The organism is Bacteroides sp. RCH18 (genome assembly GCF_058231005.1).
Genome location: NZ_JBIPTC010000001.1, coordinates 881,837 through 905,444, shown reverse-complemented (window position 1 = coordinate 905,444; position 23,608 = coordinate 881,837). Strand labels below are relative to the sequence as shown.

The 23,608-nt window shown below is 41.3% G+C and carries 21 protein-coding genes, 1 CRISPR repeat array and 1 riboswitch; of the genes, 9 read left to right on the top strand and 12 right to left on the bottom strand.

Annotated elements, in window-relative coordinates; all coding sequences use genetic code 11:
* From ACHLI0_RS03495 to cas2, 5 genes are all read left to right on the top strand, one after another.
* Complete coding sequence (locus tag ACHLI0_RS03495) at window positions 1-1,323, top strand: hypothetical protein (RefSeq protein ID WP_234118087.1); 1,323 nt, start codon at window positions 1-3, stop codon at window positions 1,321-1,323.
* 13 nt (window positions 1,324-1,336) lie between these two features.
* Complete coding sequence (locus tag ACHLI0_RS03490) at window positions 1,337-2,395, top strand: CRISPR-associated protein Cas7 (RefSeq protein WP_490748450.1); 1,059 nt, start codon at window positions 1,337-1,339, stop codon at window positions 2,393-2,395.
* A 63-nt stretch (window positions 2,396-2,458) separates the two neighbouring features.
* Entirely contained in the window at window positions 2,459-2,971 is a 513-nt protein-coding gene (cas4, locus tag ACHLI0_RS03485; protein ID WP_490748449.1) for a CRISPR-associated protein Cas4, read from the top strand.
* Window positions 2,968-3,984, top strand: a complete 1,017-nt coding sequence (cas1b, locus tag ACHLI0_RS03480; RefSeq protein WP_490748448.1) for a type I-B CRISPR-associated endonuclease Cas1b — start codon at window positions 2,968-2,970, stop codon at window positions 3,982-3,984. The genes cas4 and cas1b overlap by 4 nt, the downstream gene beginning before the upstream one ends.
* Before the next feature lie 3 nt (window positions 3,985-3,987).
* The gene (cas2, locus tag ACHLI0_RS03475; RefSeq protein ID WP_055218201.1) at window positions 3,988-4,251 is read left to right on the top strand and encodes a CRISPR-associated endonuclease Cas2; all 264 of its coding nucleotides are present in this window, start codon (window positions 3,988-3,990) and stop codon (window positions 4,249-4,251) included.
* A 213-nt stretch (window positions 4,252-4,464) separates the two neighbouring features.
* Window positions 4,465-5,007: a CRISPR direct-repeat array (repeat unit 30 nt; unit sequence GTATTAATTGGACCTTGCGGAATTGAAACA).
* Between the two features lie 211 nt (window positions 5,008-5,218).
* Here cas2 and ACHLI0_RS03470 read toward each other — a convergent pair.
* Both ACHLI0_RS03470 and ACHLI0_RS03465 read right to left on the bottom strand, forming a co-directional pair.
* Window positions 5,219-5,845, bottom strand: a complete 627-nt coding sequence (locus ACHLI0_RS03470; protein WP_490748446.1) for a DUF4858 domain-containing protein — start codon at window positions 5,843-5,845, stop codon at window positions 5,219-5,221.
* A 353-nt stretch (window positions 5,846-6,198) separates the two neighbouring features.
* Window positions 6,199-7,842 (bottom strand): B12-binding domain-containing radical SAM protein, encoded by a 1,644-nt coding sequence (locus tag ACHLI0_RS03465; protein ID WP_490748445.1) that lies wholly within the window; start codon window positions 7,840-7,842, stop codon window positions 6,199-6,201.
* Window positions 7,843-7,953: 111 nt separating this feature from the next.
* On the opposite strand from ACHLI0_RS03465, the gene ACHLI0_RS03460 reads away from it, so the two are divergent.
* Window positions 7,954-8,364, top strand: a complete 411-nt coding sequence (locus ACHLI0_RS03460) for a hypothetical protein (RefSeq protein ID WP_234118079.1) — start codon at window positions 7,954-7,956, stop codon at window positions 8,362-8,364.
* A 112-nt stretch (window positions 8,365-8,476) separates the two neighbouring features.
* On the opposite strand, the gene ACHLI0_RS03455 is transcribed toward ACHLI0_RS03460, so the two are convergent.
* Window positions 8,477-9,397, bottom strand: coding sequence for an RluA family pseudouridine synthase (locus tag ACHLI0_RS03455; RefSeq protein WP_132061581.1), 921 nt, complete (start codon window positions 9,395-9,397; stop codon window positions 8,477-8,479).
* A 35-nt stretch (window positions 9,398-9,432) separates the two neighbouring features.
* Complete coding sequence (gene rlmD, locus ACHLI0_RS03450; RefSeq protein ID WP_490748444.1) at window positions 9,433-10,851, bottom strand: 23S rRNA (uracil(1939)-C(5))-methyltransferase RlmD; 1,419 nt, start codon at window positions 10,849-10,851, stop codon at window positions 9,433-9,435.
* 200 nt (window positions 10,852-11,051) lie between these two features.
* On the opposite strand from rlmD, the gene ppdK reads away from it, so the two are divergent.
* The 3 genes from ppdK to ACHLI0_RS03435 all read left to right on the top strand — a co-directional run bounded on the left by ppdK (window position 11,052) and on the right by ACHLI0_RS03435 (window position 15,309).
* On the top strand, window positions 11,052-13,772 hold the full coding sequence (gene ppdK, locus ACHLI0_RS03445; RefSeq protein ID WP_008761269.1) for a pyruvate, phosphate dikinase: 2,721 nt from the start codon (window positions 11,052-11,054) through the stop codon (window positions 13,770-13,772).
* 258 nt (window positions 13,773-14,030) lie between these two features.
* Window positions 14,031-14,546, top strand: a complete 516-nt coding sequence (locus ACHLI0_RS03440) for an outer membrane beta-barrel protein (RefSeq protein WP_055218188.1) — start codon at window positions 14,031-14,033, stop codon at window positions 14,544-14,546.
* A 190-nt stretch (window positions 14,547-14,736) separates the two neighbouring features.
* Window positions 14,737-15,309, top strand: a complete 573-nt coding sequence (locus ACHLI0_RS03435) for a porin family protein (RefSeq protein ID WP_008765529.1) — start codon at window positions 14,737-14,739, stop codon at window positions 15,307-15,309.
* A gap of 92 nt (window positions 15,310-15,401) precedes the next feature.
* Here the strand turns inward: ACHLI0_RS03435 and ACHLI0_RS03430 are convergent, their stop codons facing one another.
* The 8 genes from ACHLI0_RS03430 to ACHLI0_RS03395 form a co-directional block, all read right to left on the bottom strand.
* Window positions 15,402-16,010, bottom strand: a complete 609-nt coding sequence (locus tag ACHLI0_RS03430; protein ID WP_008761321.1) for a thiamine phosphate synthase — start codon at window positions 16,008-16,010, stop codon at window positions 15,402-15,404.
* A 61-nt stretch (window positions 16,011-16,071) separates the two neighbouring features.
* A complete protein-coding gene (locus tag ACHLI0_RS03425) occupies window positions 16,072-16,764 on the bottom strand; it encodes a HesA/MoeB/ThiF family protein (RefSeq protein WP_103877702.1) in 693 nt (230 codons plus the stop codon).
* A gap of 4 nt (window positions 16,765-16,768) precedes the next feature.
* Complete coding sequence (gene thiH, locus ACHLI0_RS03420; RefSeq protein WP_413554951.1) at window positions 16,769-17,893, bottom strand: 2-iminoacetate synthase ThiH; 1,125 nt, start codon at window positions 17,891-17,893, stop codon at window positions 16,769-16,771.
* Between the two features lie 71 nt (window positions 17,894-17,964).
* Window positions 17,965-19,662, bottom strand: coding sequence for a phosphomethylpyrimidine synthase ThiC (thiC, locus tag ACHLI0_RS03415; protein WP_008765534.1), 1,698 nt, complete (start codon window positions 19,660-19,662; stop codon window positions 17,965-17,967).
* A gap of 80 nt (window positions 19,663-19,742) precedes the next feature.
* Complete coding sequence (locus ACHLI0_RS03410; RefSeq protein WP_055218179.1) at window positions 19,743-20,516, bottom strand: thiazole synthase; 774 nt, start codon at window positions 20,514-20,516, stop codon at window positions 19,743-19,745.
* A gap of 12 nt (window positions 20,517-20,528) precedes the next feature.
* Window positions 20,529-21,158: a thiamine phosphate synthase gene (locus ACHLI0_RS03405; RefSeq protein WP_011107374.1), complete on the bottom strand. Its 630-nt coding sequence runs from the start codon at window positions 21,156-21,158 to the stop codon at window positions 20,529-20,531.
* 4 nt (window positions 21,159-21,162) lie between these two features.
* A complete protein-coding gene (gene thiS, locus ACHLI0_RS03400) occupies window positions 21,163-21,363 on the bottom strand; it encodes a sulfur carrier protein ThiS (protein ID WP_490748443.1) in 201 nt (66 codons plus the stop codon).
* Between the two features lie 61 nt (window positions 21,364-21,424).
* A riboswitch (TPP riboswitch) is annotated at window positions 21,425-21,519 on the bottom strand.
* Between the two features lie 55 nt (window positions 21,520-21,574).
* Window positions 21,575-23,557: a sensor histidine kinase gene (locus ACHLI0_RS03395; protein WP_490748442.1), complete on the bottom strand. Its 1,983-nt coding sequence runs from the start codon at window positions 23,555-23,557 to the stop codon at window positions 21,575-21,577.
* Between the last annotated feature and the right edge of the window lie 51 nt (window positions 23,558-23,608).

Genomic DNA, 23,608 nt, shown 5'->3' with positions numbered 1-23,608 from the left:
ATGTATGCAACAACTATAGGACGCACATTTTTAAAAGCTTATAATTGTAAGTTTAAAACAGAATATACAGCAAAGTCTTTTTTTGAAGACGTGTTTGTGCCGTTATTTTTTGATCATCATAAATATATGATGACTGCCGGTAATTCTCCACTGGAGAATCCCAAGTTAAGTTGGGATGATATGATTAAAGGGAAAAAGCCTTTTGAGACTCCGGAGCGTAGACAAGAGAGAATCAATAAAATGATTCATAAGATTGAAACAGAGAAGGCTGATGCAAGTATTGCTATCGGCTATGGAGTTGTTGATGCTACAGCTGCCACTACCGGACAAATTTCAAGCATCGCTTTTCCTGATAACAAAGAAGATATTTATCTTTCGTGGATTGGTGCCGGACTTGGAATTGGGGTTGTAGGTGGATTAACCATTCTCTTTAATCATGAGCAAATCCTATTGGATATATTTGAAGGTTGGCATTATTATCGACAATATTTGGAGAAAAATCCTTTATTGAAAGGGAACCAGATAAATACATGGAATGGACGCTGGATCTCACAACGTTATGACCGGGAATATGATTCGGATGATCCGTTGATGAATTTTAATCCTTTGGTGCCGATGAGCGATGGATTGTTCAATTTGCAGACGGTTCCTTGGGCGGAGGTAATTGCAGGGATTGCCCGAAATAATCCGACGTCAAATATGGTGGGATATCTGTATAGTATCGGACAGACAAACACTACCGTTGGTTTTATTCCTTTTAAACTTCAAGATATCATACGGCCCAGTCAGTTATATGCAAAGATATTTGGTGAATCTGTATGGATGCAAAACCGAAAGAAGGTAGAGGCATTATATGGAACTGCCATAGGGCTTAGGGCAGCGTGTCAAGCCGGATGTATCGGGATACCTGCTATGGAACCTAAAGGACTTAGAGCTTTTTTTCCGACAGAAAAAGGCATGAAAAAGATCTCCTATAAAGGTGACGAGGAACAAGAAATAACGTTTAATACTTACTTAATTTGGATATTAGCCATGTTGAACAACGAAAAGCTATGGGATATGTCCCGTGAATTTGCAGAACTGCTTTTAAAATATGAAGCAGGTGCCGGAAAGGGCAGAAAGGATAGAACAAATAATGTTAATCAACTGCTTGAATCAGTTTCGACAAAACAGTTTCTTTTGAATCTTATACCTATTGTAAAAGATGAAGAAGAAAGAACTGGATATGAAAATATAGGGAAAATGGTAAATATGATGCCAAAGGATAATTTTCCGTATTTTAATACGCTCATTAGATTTCAATATGCATTACTGAATAAATAAAAATATTATTACTATGAAACCTTACATTTATTTGAGGGGATTACGTCATGTAGACTTGTCCGTATTTTGTGTAGAGAGTGGTCAAAAATCATATTGGGATCCTGTGTTCAATGTACGGGTGCCTTTCTCCAGTGGTCAACAAGTGAAAAGAAGTATCTTGGATACTATAAACAGCGAATTGCAAGTAGATCCTTCTTCGGTCACTTTTGTTTTTGATGTGAACAATAAGGGTGCTTTGGGAGAAGGAGAAGTTCTCTCGCTTTGTGATCCTCAATACTTTGACCAACTTCTTGGTGGTTGGATGAAAGCTGCCAAGGGAGGGAAGGAGAGAACTCTTAAAAGAAGAAGTCCATTTTCTATTTCTGCCATGCGTCTGCTTCATCCTTTGTTAGGTGGACGATTTTCAGAGAATGCAACCTTTGATCGGAGTGACAAACCTGAAATTCATAAGGTTGTTGTAAGAGATGCATCAGGTAAACCTATGTCCGAAGAGGCAGTTGAAGAATTATTGGCAGGTACGGATAGAAGTTTATATCGTAAATGGATTCCTGATAACGCAAGAGCTACCGGATTGTTTGTTTATGACGTAGCCATTGATTTACGAACTTTGTTTGCCGTTTCTGTAAATCAGATGGAACCGGAACTGACAAAGGAGAAAATTGATGAATTGAAAGAGAAAGGATGGATAAGTTCCCGAAATGTATTTGGAGAGTGTTTAATTATGCCTAAAGAGAGTCGGTATAAAGCAATACCAGCTATAGCAAAGGCTTTAATCAATTGGCGGATTTCCAGTAATCAATCAAGGACGTTCAGTCTGATGGAAACATTAGCTATTGCAATTAGTGATAATGCGAATACTTTGGCTGGAGCTATACGTGCTAAATTAATTGATGATTCGGAAAAAACAAAAGCTAAGCCCATGGTGGATGAAACGGCCGGAGCAGAGTTGTTTGTAACCCTACCGTGTTCCGGATATATGGTGACTGAAACAGAATCTGCAGATGCATTACAGAAAGCGGAAGAACGTTTGATAGAATTACTATCTGCTTTTGATTACGAAAATCAGAAATAATACTTTTTATATTTTCAGGCAGAGCATTTTACTCTGCCTGATTTTTCAAAATATAGGTAGAAGATGAAAGTAACCGGTACTCATTTTAATTATTATCAAGTTTGTAAACGTAAACTTTGGTTGTTTGCTAATGGTATAACAATGGAGCATACTTCAGATTTAGTCTATGAGGGGAAACTGATTCATGAGGAATCATATCTACAACGTTCGGCCAAGTATGAAGAAGTTGAGATAGATGGCATTAAAGTTGATTATTATAATACCGGAAATAAGATAATTCATGAGATCAAAAAGTCAGACAAGATAGAACGGGCTCATGAATGGCAGTTGAAATATTATATATACATATTTGAGCGGAATGGAATGAAAGGAGTAACCGGAATATTAGAATATCCGGTTTTACGCAAAAAAGATCTGATATATCTTAGCGATATTGATCGTGAAATGATTTGCGAAATGGAACATGATATTTTGCAGATAATAGAATCGGATTCTTGTCCACCGTTGGAAAAGAAGAGGGTATGTAAAAATTGTAGTTACTTAGATTTTTGTTATAGCGGAGAGGAAGAAGAATGAAGAAAACATATTATTTATTTAATCCGGGACAATTAGAACGAAAAGATAATACTCTGAAATTTACTCCGGTCGTTGAAGATGGTAATGGCGAAGAGTCTGTCGGGGCACCGCGATACTTACCTGTCGAGGATATTAATGAGTTTTATGTTTTCGGTTCTTTGCGAGCTAATAGTTCGCTATTTAATTTTTTAGGACAGAAAGATATTGCTGTACATTTTTTCGATTATTATGAGAATTATACTGGATCCTTTATGCCTAAAGATTCCTTATTGAGTGGTAGAATGCTTCTTGCACAAACATCTGCTTTTCAGAATAAGAAAAAACGACTTTTAATTGCTCAGAAATTCATAGAATCTGCCGCTTATAATATGATTAAGAATCTGCAGTATTATAATCGCCGGGGGAAGGACGTGGAAGATATAATCGATATAATAAAAGGATATGCAGCAAAACTTCCTCAAACTGTTTCTGTGCAAGAGCTAATGGGGACGGAAGGCATGATTCGTCAGACCTATTATGATGCTTTTAACTTGATATTAAATGATTTTGAAATGGGTAACCGAACCAAACAGCCTCCTCAGAATGAAGTAAATGCACTGATATCTTTTGGAAATATGATGTGCTATACTTTATGTTTGCGTGCAATTCATCAGACTCAGTTGAATCCGACTATTAGTTTTTTGCATACTCCGGGTGAACGACGTTATTCCTTGGCATTGGATATTGCAGAGGTTTTTAAACCTGTAATTATTGATAGGGTTATTTTTAAAGTATTGAATAAGAAAGAAATTCAGGAAAAACATTTTGATAGAAAGTTGAATAAATGCTTGCTTAATCAATCTGGAAAAAAGATATTTGTGAAGGCTATAGAAGATAAATTATTAGAAACAATAAAGCATCGGACTTTGAATCGTAATGTAAGTTATAGACATTTGATAAAATTGGAGTGTTATAAGTTGGCAAAACACTTACTGGAAATTGAAGAGTATAAACCTTTTAAGATGTATTGGTAGAGTATGTATGTCATTTTAGTATATGATTGTGGAGAGAGAAGGGTGGCTAAAATGTTGAAACTGTGTCGTAAATATTTAAACTGGATACAGAATTCTGTTTTTGAAGGTGAAATATCTGAAGTACGCTTAAAAGAACTCTTATCTTCAGCTAAAAAGTTTATAGATGAATCTGAAGATAGCATCATTGTTTTCAAAGGACCTAATCATAGCTCTTTGGAAAAAGAAATAGTAGGGAAAGAACGGTGTAGTATAGATAATTTTCTGTAACTTAGTTGTCGATGATTCTAATACTAGCTTCCTTCCCAGGGAAGATACTTTTTAAGAGCTCTTTGACTTGTTGATTTACAGCAATATAAGTGTAGTGTCGATCTCCAGTACTTTTTATACTTTTAGGGATCGACACTCTTTTGTTCTTTTAAAAAACTTTTTTAGAATTGTAACTTACTCATTTATAATGGTGATTGTTGGATTGATGAGAGAGTATTAATTGGATCTTGCGGAATTGAAACGTGACAGCGGCAGTTTTTGTTCGGTGCCTTTTTCATGTATTAATTGGACCTTGCGGAATTGAAACAACGAGAAATCTCAGCAATACTCTTCGCCTCTTGGTATTAATTGGACCTTGCGGAATTGAAACAACGAGAAATCTCAGCAATACTCTTCGCCTCTTGGTATTAATTGGACCTTGCGGAATTGAAACAAGTAAGGAGCTTCGTAGGGTGTGAGTCCCTTATTTAGTATTAATTGGACCTTGCGGAATTGAAACACAAAAGACAGCCGGCCTTCACTATTCATTGAAAAGTATTAATTGGACCTTGCGGAATTGAAACACTATCGTGTTATGCCTCAGACCTTGGTCTTCGAGGTATTAATTGGACCTTGCGGAATTGAAACAATATACAGAAAAGTCTCTGTATTGCAATGGATGAAATATTAATTGGACCTTGCGGAATTGAAACTGCGTACGCTGGCAAAAGACTCTTTCATTGATAGGTATTAATTGGACCTTGTGGAATTAAAACTTGTGATTTCGTTTTTTGATTGATTGCTATTCTGATACTAATGAAAAAGACTTAAACTGGCTAGAGTACTTTATTTTTGATATTATTTTATATATGAAGGTGGTTTTAATTATATACTGATTCTTGAAATATAGTTTTATAGAATAATAAGGTCAGTCTTTGCTTTTAGTTTATTTATTTTTTTGTAGTTTGAATAATAATAAAAAGGATTTTTACCATTCATAAGAAATACTGATCTGAGGCACCCATTCCCATCTCTTTTGTATGGTGTTATATTGATATTGTACGCCGGTTTTCAATTTCCAGCCTTTGCCTACTTTTAAAACAATGTCGCTGCCTAGTGTGGTTGGTATTGCTTCAGAGGAAAGTCCACGATATCTTTGGGTGTCCAGATTTTGTTTACCATATATGCTAAGAAACCATTTTTTAGAGAGCTTATAATCCATTTGAGTTTGGATATGAAAGTGGTTTGAACTTTCACTAAAGTTACTTTTACTATGCAGAGTGAAATTTTTGTTTATTTTGAGCCGTGAATAAGTGGGTAAGAAAGTAGAATTGGTCTGTCGAAAGATGTTATGAGTATGAAAAGGTAATTTCGGAGATATGATTGTTGATTTAAGAGTCGGTAATGTTGGATCAAAGTCAACAAAGGGTTTTGTATGATACAACATGTTTTGTTCTGTCTTCTTTACGAATTCCTTATTGATTCTGATTTCTTGCTCAGAATTTAATGTTTGCTGTAACCTCAATGAATCTTGTTTGCTCCACTCTTGTCCTGTTACGGATAAAGGAAGTAATATCAGACAAAGAGTGCTTAAACGATATTTATAAACGTCCATATAATGTGCTAGTTAAGTTTAATTATATGGACGACGAAAAAGTGAAAATGCTGCTTTATGTAATCAATAAATAATGGGTATTTCACATAATATGAGAATACTTTTCTTTTTTTGTATAGGTGTATTAAGCACATTTATCGTGTCCAGTCGCACCTATGGAAACAAAACCTATATAGCTGTTTTATGTATTGAGTGATAAGTTCTAGTTTCTTGATTGGTTCATCTTTCATAAATCTTGAATGATGTCGAGAGAAAAAATGAGGTGGAAAAATATAGATGGCATAGTTACAACCATTTCTTTTCTGAGCATTCCAGGACTCATAGTTCTTGTTATCATTCTGTGATGTTTGTATTTAAGATAATCTTTTTGCTTTAAATACCGGTTCTATCTTCTGAATCTCCGATTCAAATCCGAACCAATAGCCATGTCCTTCTTCGTCAATAGGAAGAAAACATAACCGGAGGTTCTCACGATATGAGCCATATATAATTTCCCAATTATCGGGAGGAACTTGGCGTTTTGTCTTTACTTTCTCAGCGGGGATTTTTTTTAACGACATACCGGCTTCTATCCATGCAATACTGACTTGTGTCACGTAATCGGGATAATGATTCTTGCAGAAATTATAGAGGATAAGTCCCCTTTTTTCCAGGCTCAAAGGAGTGTCGATGACATCTGTCTGTATTAGATGGTCAAGTAACTCATGCAGAAAATGCGGATTATTCAAAATGAGGGTACGAGTCAGACTTCGCCATGTAGGTGTATTATAGAATCCGTCTAAAAGACGGGACAGATAGTGGGCAGTCTGCAATTCTTCTACGGAAATTTCTTTAGTTTGCAAAACTTCGTAGGGAGGGAGAGGAGAGTATTGAATGCCTAACTCTTCCGCCCTTCTTCGCATTTCCGTGCCGGGAAGTAATTTTAATGATTCCAGTTGTATTTCCCCTGCACCATATTCGGCAAGTGTACGAACGTCTTCAAATATTTCGGATAGGTGGTAGAGAGGAAGACCGGCTATCAAGTCAGCATGTGTCTCCATGTTCTTAAGGGAACAAAGATATTTCAAACCTTGAAGGGCATCAGATAATTTTCCGATACGTCGGCTTTTCTCTAATACGGGTTCACGAAGGCTTTGAATACCTGCTTCGAGGTGTAGCAAACCATTAGGTAAAATAGCGAGTTCTTCTTTTAATTCTTCGGAGAGAAGTGCCGGATGAATTTCCAAATGGAAACAGATGTCTGGGGCATATTCACGGAAGAGGTGAAGAAGTTCTTTGGCTCGCTTATTATTATAGTTGAAAGTGCGGTCGAGTACACGCACATTTTTGATGCCATGCTGATGGATAACATTCAATCGTTCGCGGATTGCCTCCAATGAAATGGTGCGAACCGGTTTTTCACCTCCGCTGACGCAGAAAGCGCATGTGTTGAAACATCCTCGGGTAGTTTCCAGTTGTACGAAAGGCTTGTTCCAATTAAAAAAACGACTTTTCTCCGGTGAGACGAGTTGAGAGAAGTTCATGACACGGGCAATGCCGTTGTCTTTATATTGGTCTGATTCGTCTAGATAACATAATCCGGATATCTGATTCCACTCATTCACAGGGTGATTCCATACTTTTAACCAAATAGGGAATACTTCTTCGCCTTCTCCCCGAAACACTCCGTTGACAAATTTGTTCTTTCTTAAGAAGGCTTCGTTATTTCCTAAAAACTCTGGACCGCCGAGTACGATGCAGCAATGAGATAGCAAAGCTTTGGCACGTGAAACGATATGCAACAGTTGCTCGTGATTAAATAGCCAGTTGGTAGCAGCAATAATATCCGGTTGATGGTGATAGATTTGGTTGACTACCATTCCGGTATTTTCGTTGATGGTTGCCGATACTGTACACCACTCAATGGTAGTGTCATCTGCTATTTGAGCATGTAATGCAGGCAATGCCAGCGATGAGTGCGCATAGGAGCTATTTAAATCAAGCCAAAGAAGTTTCATGTGTAAATTTTACTGTTAGTGGGGCAAAGGTACAAAAAACTTGCGTCTTAAGGCATATAGTAAAATAAAAACGCTAATTTTGCAATAATAAACGCAATAAACTAGAAAATTATGAAGAATTTGAAAAAATACGTAGGTGTTCTTATGTTGCTGACTTTATTGGTCGGCTTTACTTCGTGCGAAGATGATGAAACTATATTTGATAGAATCGTTGGACGTACGTGGGTTGGTGATTTAGGATTTGAATCTGATGATCGTTATCATGATCCTTTGGAAAGTGGCATCTACTTAGGCGCTGATGGATTTGGAGAGGATCAGCTATGCTACTATGATAATGGAGATTATTATGGAAAACCATTAAGACTACAATGGAGGGTGGGAAACGGAGCTCTTTATATTGATTATGGTAATGTTGCTGCTCCACGCGAATTACGTAATGTATATGTTAGTCATGGACGTATGACGGGAACTTTATATATTGATGGGTTCTACTTTGGAGATGTGGAATTATATATGCAATAACGATTGATGTATTGAGTCTTTCTTTGAAGAAGGGAATAAACAGATAAGAGGAGACGATATAATAAAGGAGAGGTTGAGCTAATCAACCTCTCCTTTATTATATCATACTTTTTTATTTCTTCAGGAACAACTTCTTAAACTCTCCCGGATAAGGTGTCTCAAACTCCATTAAATCTCCCGTCACCGGATGATAGAAACAAAGTTTGAAGGCGTGGAGTGCCAGTCTTCCGATCGGGTTAAGCGATTCTTCGCCTCCATATCTTCCGTCACCTATAATAGGATGTCCTAAATCCTGCATATGTACACGAATCTGATTCTTACGTCCTGTTTCCAGATCAAGTTCTAACAGTGAATAACCGTTAGCACGTTTGATTGTCTTGTAGTGTGTGATGGATTTTGAACCACCATCATCGTAATCGCTGGAACTTACATAAAGAGTTTTATCCGTCAGCCAGGAAACCACAGTGTCATAGTCCTTCTCCATTGTTCCCTCAACAACAGCTACATAACGGCGGTCAGTCACTATTTCATGCCAGTTGTCACGTAATGTCCGTTGTGTTTTCTCGTCTTTTGCGAACATCATTAATCCTGATGTATCCCTGTCCAGACGATGTACGATAAACACACGGTGCTGTCTGCCCGAACGCTGTACATATTCATTCAGAATCGTATAAGCGGTGCGCTCTTTTTGTCGCTCGGTATTGACAGATAAGAGTCCTTGCATTTTTTCCACTACAATGATATAAGCGTCCTCATATACAATTTTCAGCAGTCTGTTATGAAATTCCTTCTTTCCTTTTTCCTTGCTGATTTGTACTTTCATTCCGGGTTGCAGTAGGAAGTTGAACTGAGTGGTGATTACGTTATCTACCAACACCACTCGTTTGCTCAGTAATGACTTCAGTTTCGTACGGCTTGCGTCCGGCATTTTAGCAGCCAGAAACTCCATTAGTTCCATGGGCTCTTTGACTGCATAGTTCGTATATTGGGCACGTGCTTTTTCTGCAGGAGTTCTTCTCGGTCTTTTTTCCATTTCTTTTTTCTTTTGCGAACAATTCAACTAACGTATTATCGAAGCTCCAGCAACACTACATTTTCCACATGATGCGTATGCGGGAACATATCTACAGGTTGCACAGCTTTCACTTTATATTTGCCGTCAAGCAGTTGTAAGTCGCGTGCCTGCGTAGCCGGGTTGCAGCTTACATACACAATCCGCTTCGGTTCGGCAAACAGAATAACATCAACCACATCCTGATGCATACCTGCACGTGGGGGGTCGGTGATAATTACATCCGGACGTCCATGCTGATTGATAAATTCCTGAGTCAGCATATCTTTCATATCTCCGGCATAGAACAAGGCATTCTTAATCTCATTAATCTCGGCATTTACCTTTGCGTCTTCGATAGCTTCCGGTACATACTCGATACCAATCACCTGACGGGCCTGGCGGGATACAAAATTGGCAATGGTTCCCGTTCCGGTATATAAGTCGTATACCAGTTCCTTTCCGGTCAGCCCGGCAAATTCGCGGGCTATCTTATATAAATTGTATGCCTGTTCGGAGTTAGTCTGATAGAATGATTTCGGACCGACTTTGAAACGCAGTCCTTCCATTTCTTCAAACATATGGTCTTTTCCCTTGAATACATATACATCCAGATCATTGATCGTATCGTTGCACTTATTATTAATAATGTATAGGAGAGAAGTGATTTCGGGGAATGAATCGGCAATGAACTGCAGCAGTTTCTTGAATAGTTCCATTTCATGGTCTTCCATAATCTTGCAGATGACAATGACCATCAGCTCTCCTGTTGACGAAGTGCGGATAATCATATTCCGCAGCATCCCTTCCTGAGTACGCAGATTGATGAAGGAGTAATCATGTTCGTAAGCATAATCGCGTACAGCATTACGGATACGATTGGAGATGTCGTCCTGCAACCAGCATTTTTCAATAGCCAGCACTTTGTCGAAAGCACCGGGAATATGGAAACCTACCGCATTCATCTGATCATACTTCACATCCTGCCGAACTTCATCGTTCGTGAGCCAGCGTTTGTTCGAAAAAGTGAACTCCAGTTTATTCCGGTAGAACTCTGTTTTGGCAGAACCCAGAATCGGTGAAATTTCCGGAAGTTCAATCTTTCCGATACGTCTCAGATTGTCTTCTACTTGTTTCTGCTTATACCTGATTTGTTCCGAATAGGGGAGTACCTGCCATTTACAACCGCCGCATACGCCGTAGTGTTGGCAGAAAGGAACGGCACGTACGGGCGACAGCTCGTGGAATTTCACAGCTTCGGCTTCGGCGTATTTGTTCTTTTTGCGCTTGATCTGCAGGTCTACAACATCACCTGGCACTACATAAGGAACAAAAATCACCAGGTCGTTTACTTTTGCGATGGCTTTTCCTTCGGCAGCCACATCCGTTATTGTTACCTTCTCCAGCAGGGGAAGTTCTTTTCTCTTTCTTGCCACTTTTACACCAATCTAATAATTATGATGCAAAAGTAGGTATTTTTTTTGGAAAACTTTCGTGTCTATGAAAATATTCCAGATTGTAATGTCGAAATTGCATTTTAATAGAAAGTTTTTTTCTCAAAAAGTTTTCTGGTTTGCGAAATATACTTAGATTTGCGAACAGAAAAAAATCATAATGTAACTTTAAACACAATATTATGGATAAAAAAAGAGTTTATACCTTTGGAAATGGTCAGGCAGAAGGAAAGGCCGACATGAAGAATTTGTTAGGTGGTAAAGGTGCCAATCTTGCCGAGATGAATTTAATTGGAATTCCCGTTCCTCCCGGATTCACAATAACTACAGAAGTTTGCACGGAGTATAATACGTTGGGACGTGATAAAGTGGTTGAGTTGCTGAAAGATGAAGTAGTAAAGGCCATTGCCCGTGTAGAAGAATTGATGAAATCTAAATTCGGTGATATCGAAAATCCATTGTTGGTTTCTGTACGTTCAGGTGCCCGTGCGTCTATGCCGGGTATGATGGATACTATTCTGAATCTGGGTCTGAATGACGAGGTGGTGGAAGGTATCATTCGCAAGACTGGTAATGCCCGTTTTGCATGGGACTCTTATCGTCGTTTTGTACAGATGTACGGTGACGTTGTTCTGGGCATGAAGCCGACGAACAAGGAAGATATCGATCCGTTCGAAGCAATCATTGAAGAAGTAAAAGAATCAAAAGGAGTAAAGCTTGATAACGAACTGGAAGTAGCAGACCTGCAAGAACTTGTGAAGAAGTTCAAGGCCGCTGTGAAAGAACAGACCGGAAAAGATTTCCCGACTTGTGCTTACGAACAACTTTGGGGAGCTATCTGTGCCGTATTTGATTCATGGATGAACGAGCGTGCTATCCTTTATCGTAAGATGGAAGGTATACCCGATGAATGGGGAACAGCTGTAAACGTACAGGCAATGGTATTCGGTAATATGGGTGACACTTCTGCAACGGGTGTTTGTTTCTCTCGTGATGCCGGTACAGGTGAAGACCTTTTCAACGGTGAATACCTAATCAACGCACAAGGTGAAGATGTGGTAGCCGGTATCCGTACTCCACAACAGATTACGAAGGTTGGTTCTCAGCGCTGGGCTGTACTGGCAGGTGTAACTGAAGATATTCGTGCTGCGAAATTCCCTTCAATGGAAGAAGCTATGCCGGAAATCTATAAGGAACTGGATGCATTGCAGACTAAATTGGAGAACCACTATAAAGATATGCAAGACATGGAATTCACCGTGCAGGAAGGTAAGTTATGGTTCCTGCAGACTCGTAACGGTAAACGTACCGGTGCGGCTATGGTGAAAATCGCAATGGACTTGCTCCGTCAGGGCATGATTGATGAAAAGACTGCTTTGATGCGTGTAGAACCTAACAAACTGGATGAACTTCTTCACCCGGTATTCGATAAATCTGCTTTGAAACAGGCGAAAGTGCTGACTCGCGGTCTTCCGGCTTCTCCGGGTGCTGCAACCGGTCAGATTGTATTCTTCGCTGATGATGCTGCCGAATGGCATGCTGCCGGAAAGAAAGTGGTAATGGTACGTATCGAGACTTCTCCGGAAGACTTGGCCGGTATGGCAGTTGCCGAAGGTATCCTGACAGCTCGTGGTGGTATGACTTCTCATGCTGCTGTGGTAGCTCGTGGTATGGGTAAATGTTGTGTATCCGGTGCAGGAGCATTGAATATCGACTATAAGACTCGTACAGTAGAAATTGACGGCATTGTTTTGAAAGAAGGCGATTATATTTCTTTGAACGGTAGTACAGGCGAAGTATATAATGGTAAGGTAGAAACTCAAGCTGCCGAACTTTCCGGAGACTTTGCCGATTTGATGAAACTCTCGGATAAATATACCCGTCTGCAAGTACGTACCAATGCGGATACTCCGCACGATGCGGAAGTAGCACGTAACTTTGGTGCAGTAGGTATCGGTCTTTGCCGTACGGAACATATGTTCTTCGAAGGTGAAAAGATCAAGGCAATGCGCGAAATGATTCTGGCAGAAAATGCAGAAGGACGTCGTAAAGCACTCGCAAAGATTCTTCCGTATCAGCAAGCCGACTTTAAGGGCATCTTTAAAGCAATGGCCGGTTGTCCGGTGACTGTTCGTCTGCTCGATCCTCCTTTGCATGAGTTTGTTCCTCATGATACGAAGGGACAGCAGGAAATGGCTGATACGATGGGTGTAAGCCTGCAATATATCCAGCAACGTGTAGAATCGCTGTGTGAACACAATCCGATGTTGGGTCACCGCGGTTGCCGTCTGGGAAATACATATCCTGAAATCACTCAGATGCAGACACGCGCTATCTTGGGTGCTGCTCTTGAACTGAAGAAAGAAGGAGTAGAGACACATCCTGAAATCATGGTTCCGTTGACCGGTATTTTATATGAATTCAAGGAACAAGAGAAGGTGATTCGTGAAGAGGCTGCCAAGTTGTTTGAAGAAGTGGGCGACAGCATTGATTTCAAAGTAGGTACTATGATTGAAATTCCTCGTGCAGCTCTGACTGCTGACCGTATTGCTTCATCTGCTGAATTCTTCTCATTCGGTACGAATGACTTGACTCAGATGACCTTCGGATATTCTCGTGACGATATCGCTTCCTTCCTTCCGGTCTATCTGGAAAAGAAGATTCTGAAAGTAGACCCGTTCCAGGTGCTCGATCAGAATGGTGTAGGGCAGTTGGTACGTATGGCTACAGAAAAGGGTCGTGCTATCCGTCCGGATTTAAAATGCGGTATCTGTGGCGAACATGGTGGTGAACCGTCTTCAGTGAAGTTCTGCCATAGAGTAGGTTTGAATTACGTTAGTTGCTCTCCGTTCCGGGTGCCTATCGCAAGATTAGCAGCGGCTCAGGCAGCAATTGAAGGATAGAAAGATAAACTGGTTAGAAAGTTAACTTTCTGATAATTGGGCTGTAATCGTCTCGTGAGAGAATGATTACAGCCTTTTTTTGTTGGATGATGTTATTTTTATTGTATTTGTTCAGCCCTGATAATCAGCTGTTAATAAGGATTTGTTTGGTGATTATTATAAAAAACTAACTAAATATTTGTTTAAGATGAAGAAGAAGTTTAATTTTGCCCCCGAAAACAAAACATGTTTTTATTTTATAACTTAAAAAGAAAGAAGATGAAAAAGGGTTTATTATTGGTAGTTGTAATGTTAGCAACTATCGCTGTAAAAGCACAAGACATTTACGTAGGCGGGTCTTTGAACGTATGGCGTAACAGCACAGGCAACACTACTTCTTTTAAAGTTGCTCCGGAAATCGGCTACAATTTTAATGAAACATGGGCATTGGGTGCTGAACTGAACTATTCACACGAATATGTGAAACAAGTGACTGCAAATACAGTTACTGTTGCTCCGTACATCCGTTGGTCTTACTATCAGAATGATGCTGTACGTCTGTTCCTGGACGGAACTGCTGCTATTGGTTTCGTGAAAATCAAAGATGGTGATACCACTAAAGCAGGTCAGATCGGTTTGAGACCGGGTATCGCTGTTAAACTGAACGATCACTTCTCTTTTATCGCCAAGTATGGTTTCTTGGGATATCGTAAGAATGTGAACACTTCCGGAGATTCTTTCGGTCTGATGTTGACTAGCGAAGATCTTTCTATTGGTTTCCACTACAATTTCTAATTGAGTAGTAGATAATAAAAAAATAGGAAAGGGGATTCTCTGAAATAGGGAATTCCCTTTCTTTATGTGTAATCTCTATATTTTACACGTTTGTTAACGAAAAAGTTGTTTGATATATATATCAATCATATATTTGCATTGTTAATTAAACAGATGATTTAACTATAGTATTAATTAAAACTTTAGAATTATGAAAAAGAGTGCTTTATTTATTTTATTTGCGCTGATTTCAGTTGCTGGCTTTTCACAGATTACAGGTTGGAATGCTAAGGTAGGAATGAACATTAGTAATTATACAGGTGATGCTGATTTGAATGCAAAGATTGGCTTTAAACTTGGAGGTGGTTTTGAATATGCTTTTGATAATACTTGGTCATTACAACCATCATTGTTTTTGTCGACTAAAGGAGCAAAAAAGGATGGTAATAGCATAAATGCAATGTATTTGGAATTACCAGTTATGGCTGCTGCTCGTTTTAATGTTGCGGATAATACAAATATTGTGGTTAATGCTGGTCCTTATTTGGCATGTGGTATTGCTGGTAAAACCAAAATTGATTTGGGGAATGATACGGAACGTAAGTATGATACATTTGGTGATGATGCTTTAAAACGTTTTGATGCCGGTCTTGGTGTTGGAGTAGCTTTGGAATTAGGTAAGGTTATTGTAGGATTGGATGGTCAATTTGGTTTAGTAGATGTAGAAAAAATAGGTAATCCTAAAAATACAAACTTTTCTATTGTATTAGGATATAAATTCTGATAAGAAAATTACTAAAAAGTAAACCGCTGTAAAAGATTACTTACAGCGGTTTCTTTATTTATGATTGTATATAATATTCGAATCGATATTTCTTAGTCCGCCAATTTCTTCAACTTCTTGAAATGCTCGATCACAGCCAGATAATTCTGATCCAGACAGGCATCAAATTTATTCCAAAGGTCCCCCAGTACAACAGCCCCTCCAAATCCGAAATCTTTTATTTCTAATAGATTATCTTCATTAATACCTCCGAGTGCCATTACTTTAGAGTCAATGATCTTAGCTTTCTGTGCCTCACGTAGTTCTTCTGCCGTATAAGTAGAATAGTAATTAACCTTCGAAATACTATCGTAAATGGGACTCATGAAAACGTAATCATAGAAATGCTTTCTGTTCTTCACCTCTTCTACGGAATGGCAGGAACAACTGACGTGTCCGGCATAATCATGCGGTTCGCTCGGGTTGCGTGCATTCAGGTGGATACCCATCAGATTGAACTCTTCTTTCAGATAAAAATGTTCGTGTGTCACAATGCGGCGATGATATTTTTCCGGAATCAGCGTCAGTAATCGTTCGGAATACATGGCCGGTGTCTCAGGTTTTCTGAGATGTAGAATATCCAGTCCCTCCTCGAAAAGAGCGGTAATAATCTTATCTTCTTCAACGAAGAACGTGGGCGTGGTAACTACAATTAGTTTCATTTCCTTTGTAAAGTTGTAAAGTTTAGCAAAGTTACTAATTAACTATTTCAGAAACCAACGTTTATAGTGAAAATTTGTTAGATTGCAATGTACGCAAGTCAATAGTCCATAGTTTACCTGATAATACTTCGCCAAAACTGCAGATAATTTTCAGCACTTCCGTTGCTTCGATGCTTCCTGTTACCGCAGGAGTAATGCCCATTACACCTTTGGAGGGCGGAGGCATTCGCCTCATTTCTTCTTCGTCCGGATATAAGTCCCGATAACTTTTTTTCTCTTCTCCGTAATGGAAAACGGATACCTGACCTTCAAAGCCGCAGATTGCTCCATAGACATACACTTTCCCCATTTCCGCGCAGATGTCGTTGATAAGATAGCGGGTAGAGAAGTTGTCGCAGCCATCTACTACTATATCATACTGACTGATAATTTCCTGTGCGTTTTCCTCTGTTAAACGGGTTGGATAAGTCCGGATAGTTATCTCGCTGTTAAGTGCGGAAAGTCGTTCGGCGGCACATATTGCCTTGGGTTTACCTAATTCTTTCTCTGAATAGAGCACTTGCCGTTGCAGATTACTGATGCTGACTACATCGTCGTCTACCAGTCCAATGCAGCCTACTCCTGCTCCGGTCAGATAGAGGGCTATGGGAGAGCCTAGCCCTCCCACGCCTACAATAAGAACCTTTGCTTGTTTCAGTTTCTGCTGACCGTCTTCTCCGATTTCGGGAAGGATCATTTGCCTGTCGTACCGCATCGTTTTATCTTTTAAAGTCAAAAGACTGGTCCCAATCCTTCCAGACCGGTTCACGTCCTAATTTCCTCAGGTCACGTTCCACTTCTACCGCTTTCCGTTCGTCACTCACGTGGAACTGCTCCAGCGTTTGCGGGTAGCTGTAATATCCGCCCGGTTCTGTCTTGCTTTCGGCACTCATGGTTGTCACGCCCAGTGTTGCCATGTGATTTCGTATCTCGGCGCTTTCACGGGTAGAATAGGAGATGTCTACATCATGATCGAAGATTCGCATGGCGAAAGTAAGCTGTGCAAGTTCCCGGTCGTTCATGATAACGTTGGGTTGGAAGCCATCGTTTTCGGATGGACGCATACGGGGGAAATTGACGCTGTATTTGGTCTTCCAGTAGTGCTTCTGCAGGTAGCGGAGGTGGTAAGCCATCATTGTCACATCTGTCCGCCATTCCTCCAGACCGATCAGGACACCCATGCCGATCTTATGGACACCGGCCTGTCCCATACGGTCGAAACCATTGACACGCCATTCGAATTTGGACTTCATGCCTCGCGGGTGATACTTTTTATAGTTCGCCTTATGGTAAGTTTCTTGAAAGCAGATGACTCCGTTCAGCCCGTGATGGGTGAGTTCTTTGTATTCTTCCGCTTTGAGGGGCATCACTTCAATCTGCAGGTTGCTGAAATAAGGTTTTGCCAGATCGAGAGCACGAGCAATGTAAGGTACACCTGCTGCTGCCGGATTTTCACCTGTCACGAGTAAAAGATTCTCAAAAGGAGCCAGCCGTTTGATTGCTTTGTATTCGTTGACGATTTCCTCCTCTGTCAGAATCGTTCTTTTCATCGGATTGCTGATATGGAAACCGCAATAGACGCAGGAGTTGGTGCATGAATTGGTGATATAGAGCGGCACAAACATAGAGATTGTTTTGCCGAACCGTTCCATCGTATATTTCTGGCTGAGACGGGCCATCACTTCCAGATAGGGAGTGGCGGCAGGTGAGATCAATGCCATAAAATCGTTGACATCCAGATGCTCTTTTTTGCCTAATGCACGGCGCACATCGGCATCTGTCTTGGAATAGATGGCTTTTGTCGTCTCTTCCCAGGATATTTTTTCTAATTCGTCTGAGAACATTTTAATTAATTGAAAGTTGAAAATTAAAAAGAAATGAGGTTGTGATTTGGTTTTGGTATAATCACAATTCATTATTTATCACTCTTGGCATTTTTCTTCAGATCACGGGATAATCTCATGGCGCAGAAATTAGGTCCGCACATTGTGCAGTATTCTCCGTCAATGTGATGTCCTGCGCGGAAATACCCCTGTGCCCGTTCCGGATCGAGAGACAAGTCGAACTGATCTTTCCAGCGGAACTCGTAACGGGCTTTGCTCAAGGCATTGTCGCGTACCTGTGCTCCCGGATGTCCTTTGGCAAGGTCGGCAGCATGAGCGGCAATCTTATAAGTGATAACGCCTACACGTACGTCTTCTTTGTCCGGCAGGGCAAGGTGCTCTTTCGGAGTGACATAACAAAGCATCGCCGTACCTAACCAGCCGATTTGAGCAGCTCCGATGGCAGAGGTAATGTGATCGTAGCCAGGAGCGATATCCGTCACTAAAGGGCCGAGTGTATAAAATGGCGCATCATGGCATTTCTCAATCTGACGTTCCATGTTCTCCTTGATTTTATGCATCGGTACGTGTCCCGGTCCTTCGATAAATGCCTGCACGTTCTTTTCCCATGCACGAAGTACCAGTTCTCCCATCGTGTCCAGTTCTGCAAACTGTGCTTCGTCGTTGGCATCATGGATAGAGCCTGGACGCAGTCCGTCTCCCAATGATACGGCAACGTCGTATTGAGCCAGAATATCACAGATATCGTCAAAGTGTTCATACAGGAAACTTTCCTGATCGTGCACCAGACACCATTTGCTCATGATGCTTCCTCCACGGCTGACAATGCCGCACAGACGTTTATCGGCAAGATGAACATTATGACGGCGGATACCTGCATGAATCGTAAAATAATCTACTCCCTGTTCGCATTGTTCGATCAGTGTGTCCCGATAGATTTCCCAGTTAAGGTCTTCCACTACGCCATTCACTTTCTCAAGTGCCTGATAGATAGGTACAGTGCCTACCGGTACAGGGCAGTTGCGGATGATCCATTCACGTGTCTCATGAATATTTTCTCCTGTTGAAAGGTCCATCAGCGTATCACCTCCCCATTTGCAGCTCCATAAAGCTTTTTCCACTTCCTCGTCAATGCTGGAAGTGGTGGCGGAGTTTCCGATATTCGTATTGATTTTCACTAGGAAGTTACGGCCGATAATCATCGGTTCGGCTTCCGGATGATTGATGTTGGCAGGCAGCACTGCACGTCCTTCTGCTATTTCTTTACGGACAAATTCGGGAGTAATGTGAGTTTCAATTCCCAGTTCCTCACAGTTCATATTTTCGCGGATCGCCACATATTCCATTTCCGGAGTGATGATTCCTCGTTTGGCGTATGCCATCTGAGTGATGGCTTCTCCCTTTTTGGCACGATAGGGAAGGGCGATGTGTTCAAAGCGGAGATGATCCAGACTTTTGTCATCACGTCTCATTTGTCCGTATTCCGAAGTGATTTCGGGGAGTTGCTCTACGTCACCGCGTCCCACAATCCATTCTTCACGTAAGCGGGGAAGTCCTTTCTTAAGATCAATGCTCATTGACGGGTCACTGAACGGACCGCTGGTGTCATATACGTATACTTCCGGATTCGGAGTAGCTATCTTTTCTTCGCCTTCGAAGCTGACGCTGGGCACTTGTTCAACTTTCCGCATGGCTACACGGATGTTCGGATAGAGTTTACCCGGCAGATATACTTTCTGAGAACGGGAAAATTTTATTTTTTGTTCCATAGAATTTTATTATCGTATTATTAAGAATAGTGAAACAAACACTACTCCCTACTTATTACCTATTACTTATCACCTATTACTTATTCCAAAAATGCAGTTAAAGGTGAACTTGCTTCTGCTATAAAGTTATCAGCCTGCAGACCCAGTCCTGCTTCGTATGCCCGTCTTCCGGCTTCGGTGGCGGCTTTGAAGGCCAACGCCATTTCTACCGGATTGCCTGCTACGGCGATAGCGGTATTTACCAGTACGGCAGAAGCACCCAGTTCCATTGCTTCGGCAGCGTGGCTCGGTGCACCGATTCCGGCATCTACGACAACGGGGATACCGGCCTGTTCGATAATAATCTGCAGGAATTCTTTGGTTTGCAGTCCTTTGTTAGTTCCGATGGGAGCACCCAGCGGCATTACGGTAGCGGCACCGGCTTCTTCCAGTCGTTTGCAGAGCACAGGGTCGGCCTGGCAATAGGGTAATACGATAAAGCCCAGTTTAACAAGCTGTTCTGTAGCCTTTAGGGTTTCGATAGAGTCGGGGAGCAGATAGCGCGGATCCGGATGGATTTCCAGTTTCAGCCAGTTGGTACCAAAAGCTTCACGTGCCATCTGTGCGGCGAAAACAGCTTCTTCCGCATCACGTACTCCCGATGTGTTGGGTAGCAACTGGATATTCGGATGAATAATATGTTTCAGCATGTCGTCTTCTTTGTCATCCATGTCGATGCGCTTCATGGCTACGGTTACCATTTCAGTGCCCGATGCCAGAATGGCTTGTTCCATTACTTCATTGGAATTGAATTTTCCTGTACCCAGAAAAAGGCGGGAGTTGAACTCACGGCCTGCAATTACTAACTTTTCCACTTTTCAATTATTTTATTTGATTATACGTTTCATGTTCAAAATCTTTCGTGTTTCCGCTGCCGGATCCTCCGCCCGAAGAATCGTTCCGGAAAGCGCGATTCCGTTCACTCCGGTTTCGAGTATGGCGGGTATATCCTCACGGGTGATTCCTCCGATGGCTACTACCGGCAGTTCGATATTCGCTTCCTTCATCTGAGATAAAATAGCGGTATAACCTTCCAGTCCCAGAACAGGACTCAGGTTTTTCTTTGTAGTGGTAAACCGGAAAGGACCGATGCCGAGGTAATCCGCTCCGGCACGGTAGTGCTGTACGACATCCTCGAATGTATTTGCCGTACCTCCGATAATAAATGCTTCTCCAAGTAATTGTCGTGCCTGATCTATCGGCATATCTTTTTTGCCCAGATGCACTCCGTCCACTTCCAGCTTTTTGGCAAGTTCGACGTGGTCATCCAGAAGTAAGATCGCTTCTTTTTCTTTGCAGAGCGGCTTTAGTTGGAGGGCAACAGCTTCCACCTCTTCACACGGAGCTTCCTTCATGCGTAGCTGAATCCATTTACATCCTCCTTCAAGTGCCATGAGTGCCGATTCGAAATAAGTATACCGATCGGTCTGGTGGGTGATAAATTGTAGACTGACCATACTTTTACCCTCCACAAGCCGCTTTGATGACCACGAGGTTATCATTCTCCTGTAACGTGAATTTCTCCCATTCGGAACGTGGAATCATTTTGTTGTTTACGGCAATAGCGATGCCTTGTACCGGAAGTTCCAGTTGGGCAGCCAGTTGTGTAAGGGTAGAAGCAGGAGTCATTTCCACCTCTTTGTTGTTAACTTGTACTTTCATTGTCCTATCAGTATTAATAAGTTGAAAGTAAATACAAAGAGCGTGCTTATATAGAAAGGCGATAAGAAAGAAACACAATCCCTACGTCAGTGCTAACTGCCTCAGGTTCCTAGGGTATAATCTCAGCCCCTCTTTGGGGCACCCCTTTGTCTTTACGGGAGCAAAGTAAGCGAAAAAGAAACAAAGATTCATCAAATTATCCGTTTTTTTTTCATTTTTCTTCCGATTCCCGCTTTTTGATAGGATGAGAAAAGACAAACCGTGCTCCGTTCTTATAATTCTTGTCAATCCAGATATCGCCTCCCATGCGTTGTATGGTCAGTTTGCAGATTGCCAGTCCCAAGCCTGTTCCCTGCACAAATTCGTTGAGCTTTTCAAAACGCTGGAATACCAGTTCCTGCTTGTCTTCGGGGATGCCCGCGCCTGTATCGGTCACAGAGAACAGCATACACTGGTCTTCTTCGTCTATTTTATAATCCAGCGTGATACTTCCGCCGTCGGGAGTAAACTTCAGCGCATTGTTCAGTAAGTTGATGATCACCTGCTGCAAACGTAGCGGGTCGGTATAGAGCATATAAGGCTCTTTCGGCATCTGAAGCCTGACATCTATATCTCTTGTCCGGTTCTTCCTGGTCAGTGTGATCATGTTCTGGCAATGATTTACCAGTTCGCACCATTCATACTTGAACAGCAGTTTACCTGATTCCAAGCGTGATACATCCAGTACATCACTGATCAGCTGCAATAACAATTCGGAATTAGTCTGGATGATATCCGCATATTCCTTCTGCTCATCCGTTGCTTCCACGGTATCGATCAGCAGGCTGGAAAAGCCGACAATAGCGTTCAGCGGTGTCCGTATTTCGTGGCTCATATTTGATACGAAGGCACTTTTCAGTTGATTGGCTTCTTCGGCACGCTCTTTGGCATGACGTAGCGCAATTTCCGATAATTCCAGTTTCTTTTTATCTTCCCTTAATTGGGCTGTAGTCTTCTCAAGGTGATTCTTTAAGATTTTTGTCCGGTAATAATAATACAGTGAGATAAACAGTCCGCCTATCAGTACAAGGAAGGTAAACAGGATGAATTGCACTTCCGTCCGATATGCCTGAAAGAAAGGCACCTGTTGGTTGATGATAAGTGAATTGAAAGGTAGTTTCTTGTCCTGAAATCCCCATTCATGCAGTTTGTTGGCATCAAATTTGTATCTGTTGGGCAACAAATGAATGTGGCTGACATTGTTTTTCCCCTTGTCCAGAAATTGATAAGCCTGTTCTCCCATGCTTCTCCCTATTCCGTCGTACTGGGGGATATACCCTCCGATTGCCCAATAACCGATGGCAGTAGCAGTCAGGCTGAAAACAGGCAACTCTGGATTCGCTTTGGAGAAAGCATATACAGAGTTGTTCATATACGTTATGCCCCGATTATCAATTCTCCAGATACCCAGTAGTGCAACCGAATTTCTGGGGATATCGCGTAGTTGTTTGACGGCAGCATCAAGGGTGTGGATACGGCCGTCAATATAGGTCGTCGATATTTCCGGATAGCGTTTCATATTCTTTTTCACCCACGCTTGTTCGGCAAGTCCGTTGTAGGTGTTGTCCGAGATGAACACTAAATGTTCCATATCCGGATAAAAGCTTCGCATCATTTCGATGTCTTTATCGACATCATATTCATATGTGTTACAATATATTATATTGTATTCGCTCATTCTTTCCGTTAAGTCGATGCTCTGAGGTTCGTAGGTCTGTATATCAATAGAGTCTTCCGGAATACGGATGCCGTTGCGCGATGCCATAGCGCAAAATACGGGCAGTTGTCTGTACTTCTCGTCTTCGAGGTGCAGGAAACTGCTCCATGCTTCGCCACCCAGCAGGATGACTAGCTTGGCGTTCGGATGTTTGTCCAGAATGTTGGTAAGCGTTTTCTTCCATTTTCTGGATTGATTGAGGTCGGTAACATTCATGTTTTCTACGATGGTGGAATACTTGCCACCCAGTTGGCGGTACGTTTCTACGAACGTGTTGATATTATCGTAGGTATATTTAGTATCGGAATTGTAGGACGTCACGAAAAGTATCTCCTCTTCCAATTCTTCCGGGGTAGCCGCGTTACTGATGAAAGAGAGCAAAAGGAAGAAGGCAACAAAGAAAATGCGCCATTCTTTATTTTTTTGTTGAAGTGTCATAATTGTCTGTTTTGATTTTCGGCTATTGCAAAAATACAATTTATGCCTTTG

Coding starts and splice junctions, on each gene's coding strand:
- ACHLI0_RS03495 (WP_234118087.1), top strand. CDS start 1: ATGTATGCAACAACTATAGGACGCACATTTTTAAAAGCTTATAATTGT.
- ACHLI0_RS03490 (WP_490748450.1), top strand. CDS start 1,337: ATGAAACCTTACATTTATTTGAGGGGATTACGTCATGTAGACTTGTCC.
- cas4 (WP_490748449.1), top strand. CDS start 2,459: ATGAAAGTAACCGGTACTCATTTTAATTATTATCAAGTTTGTAAACGT.
- cas1b (WP_490748448.1), top strand. CDS start 2,968: ATGAAGAAAACATATTATTTATTTAATCCGGGACAATTAGAACGAAAA.
- cas2 (WP_055218201.1), top strand. CDS start 3,988: ATGTATGTCATTTTAGTATATGATTGTGGAGAGAGAAGGGTGGCTAAA.
- ACHLI0_RS03470 (WP_490748446.1), bottom strand. CDS start 5,845: ATGGACGTTTATAAATATCGTTTAAGCACTCTTTGTCTGATATTACTT.
- ACHLI0_RS03465 (WP_490748445.1), bottom strand. CDS start 7,842: ATGAAACTTCTTTGGCTTGATTTAAATAGCTCCTATGCGCACTCATCG.
- ACHLI0_RS03460 (WP_234118079.1), top strand. CDS start 7,954: ATGAAGAATTTGAAAAAATACGTAGGTGTTCTTATGTTGCTGACTTTA.
- ACHLI0_RS03455 (WP_132061581.1), bottom strand. CDS start 9,397: ATGGAAAAAAGACCGAGAAGAACTCCTGCAGAAAAAGCACGTGCCCAA.
- ppdK (WP_008761269.1), top strand. CDS start 11,052: ATGGATAAAAAAAGAGTTTATACCTTTGGAAATGGTCAGGCAGAAGGA.
- ACHLI0_RS03440 (WP_055218188.1), top strand. CDS start 14,031: ATGAAAAAGGGTTTATTATTGGTAGTTGTAATGTTAGCAACTATCGCT.
- ACHLI0_RS03435 (WP_008765529.1), top strand. CDS start 14,737: ATGAAAAAGAGTGCTTTATTTATTTTATTTGCGCTGATTTCAGTTGCT.
- ACHLI0_RS03430 (WP_008761321.1), bottom strand. CDS start 16,010: ATGAAACTAATTGTAGTTACCACGCCCACGTTCTTCGTTGAAGAAGAT.
- ACHLI0_RS03425 (WP_103877702.1), bottom strand. CDS start 16,764: ATGCGGTACGACAGGCAAATGATCCTTCCCGAAATCGGAGAAGACGGT.
- thiH (WP_413554951.1), bottom strand. CDS start 17,893: ATGTTCTCAGACGAATTAGAAAAAATATCCTGGGAAGAGACGACAAAA.
- thiC (WP_008765534.1), bottom strand. CDS start 19,662: ATGGAACAAAAAATAAAATTTTCCCGTTCTCAGAAAGTATATCTGCCG.
- ACHLI0_RS03405 (WP_011107374.1), bottom strand. CDS start 21,158: ATGGTCAGTCTACAATTTATCACCCACCAGACCGATCGGTATACTTAT.
- thiS (WP_490748443.1), bottom strand. CDS start 21,363: ATGAAAGTACAAGTTAACAACAAAGAGGTGGAAATGACTCCTGCTTCT.
- ACHLI0_RS03395 (WP_490748442.1), bottom strand. CDS start 23,557: ATGACACTTCAACAAAAAAATAAAGAATGGCGCATTTTCTTTGTTGCC.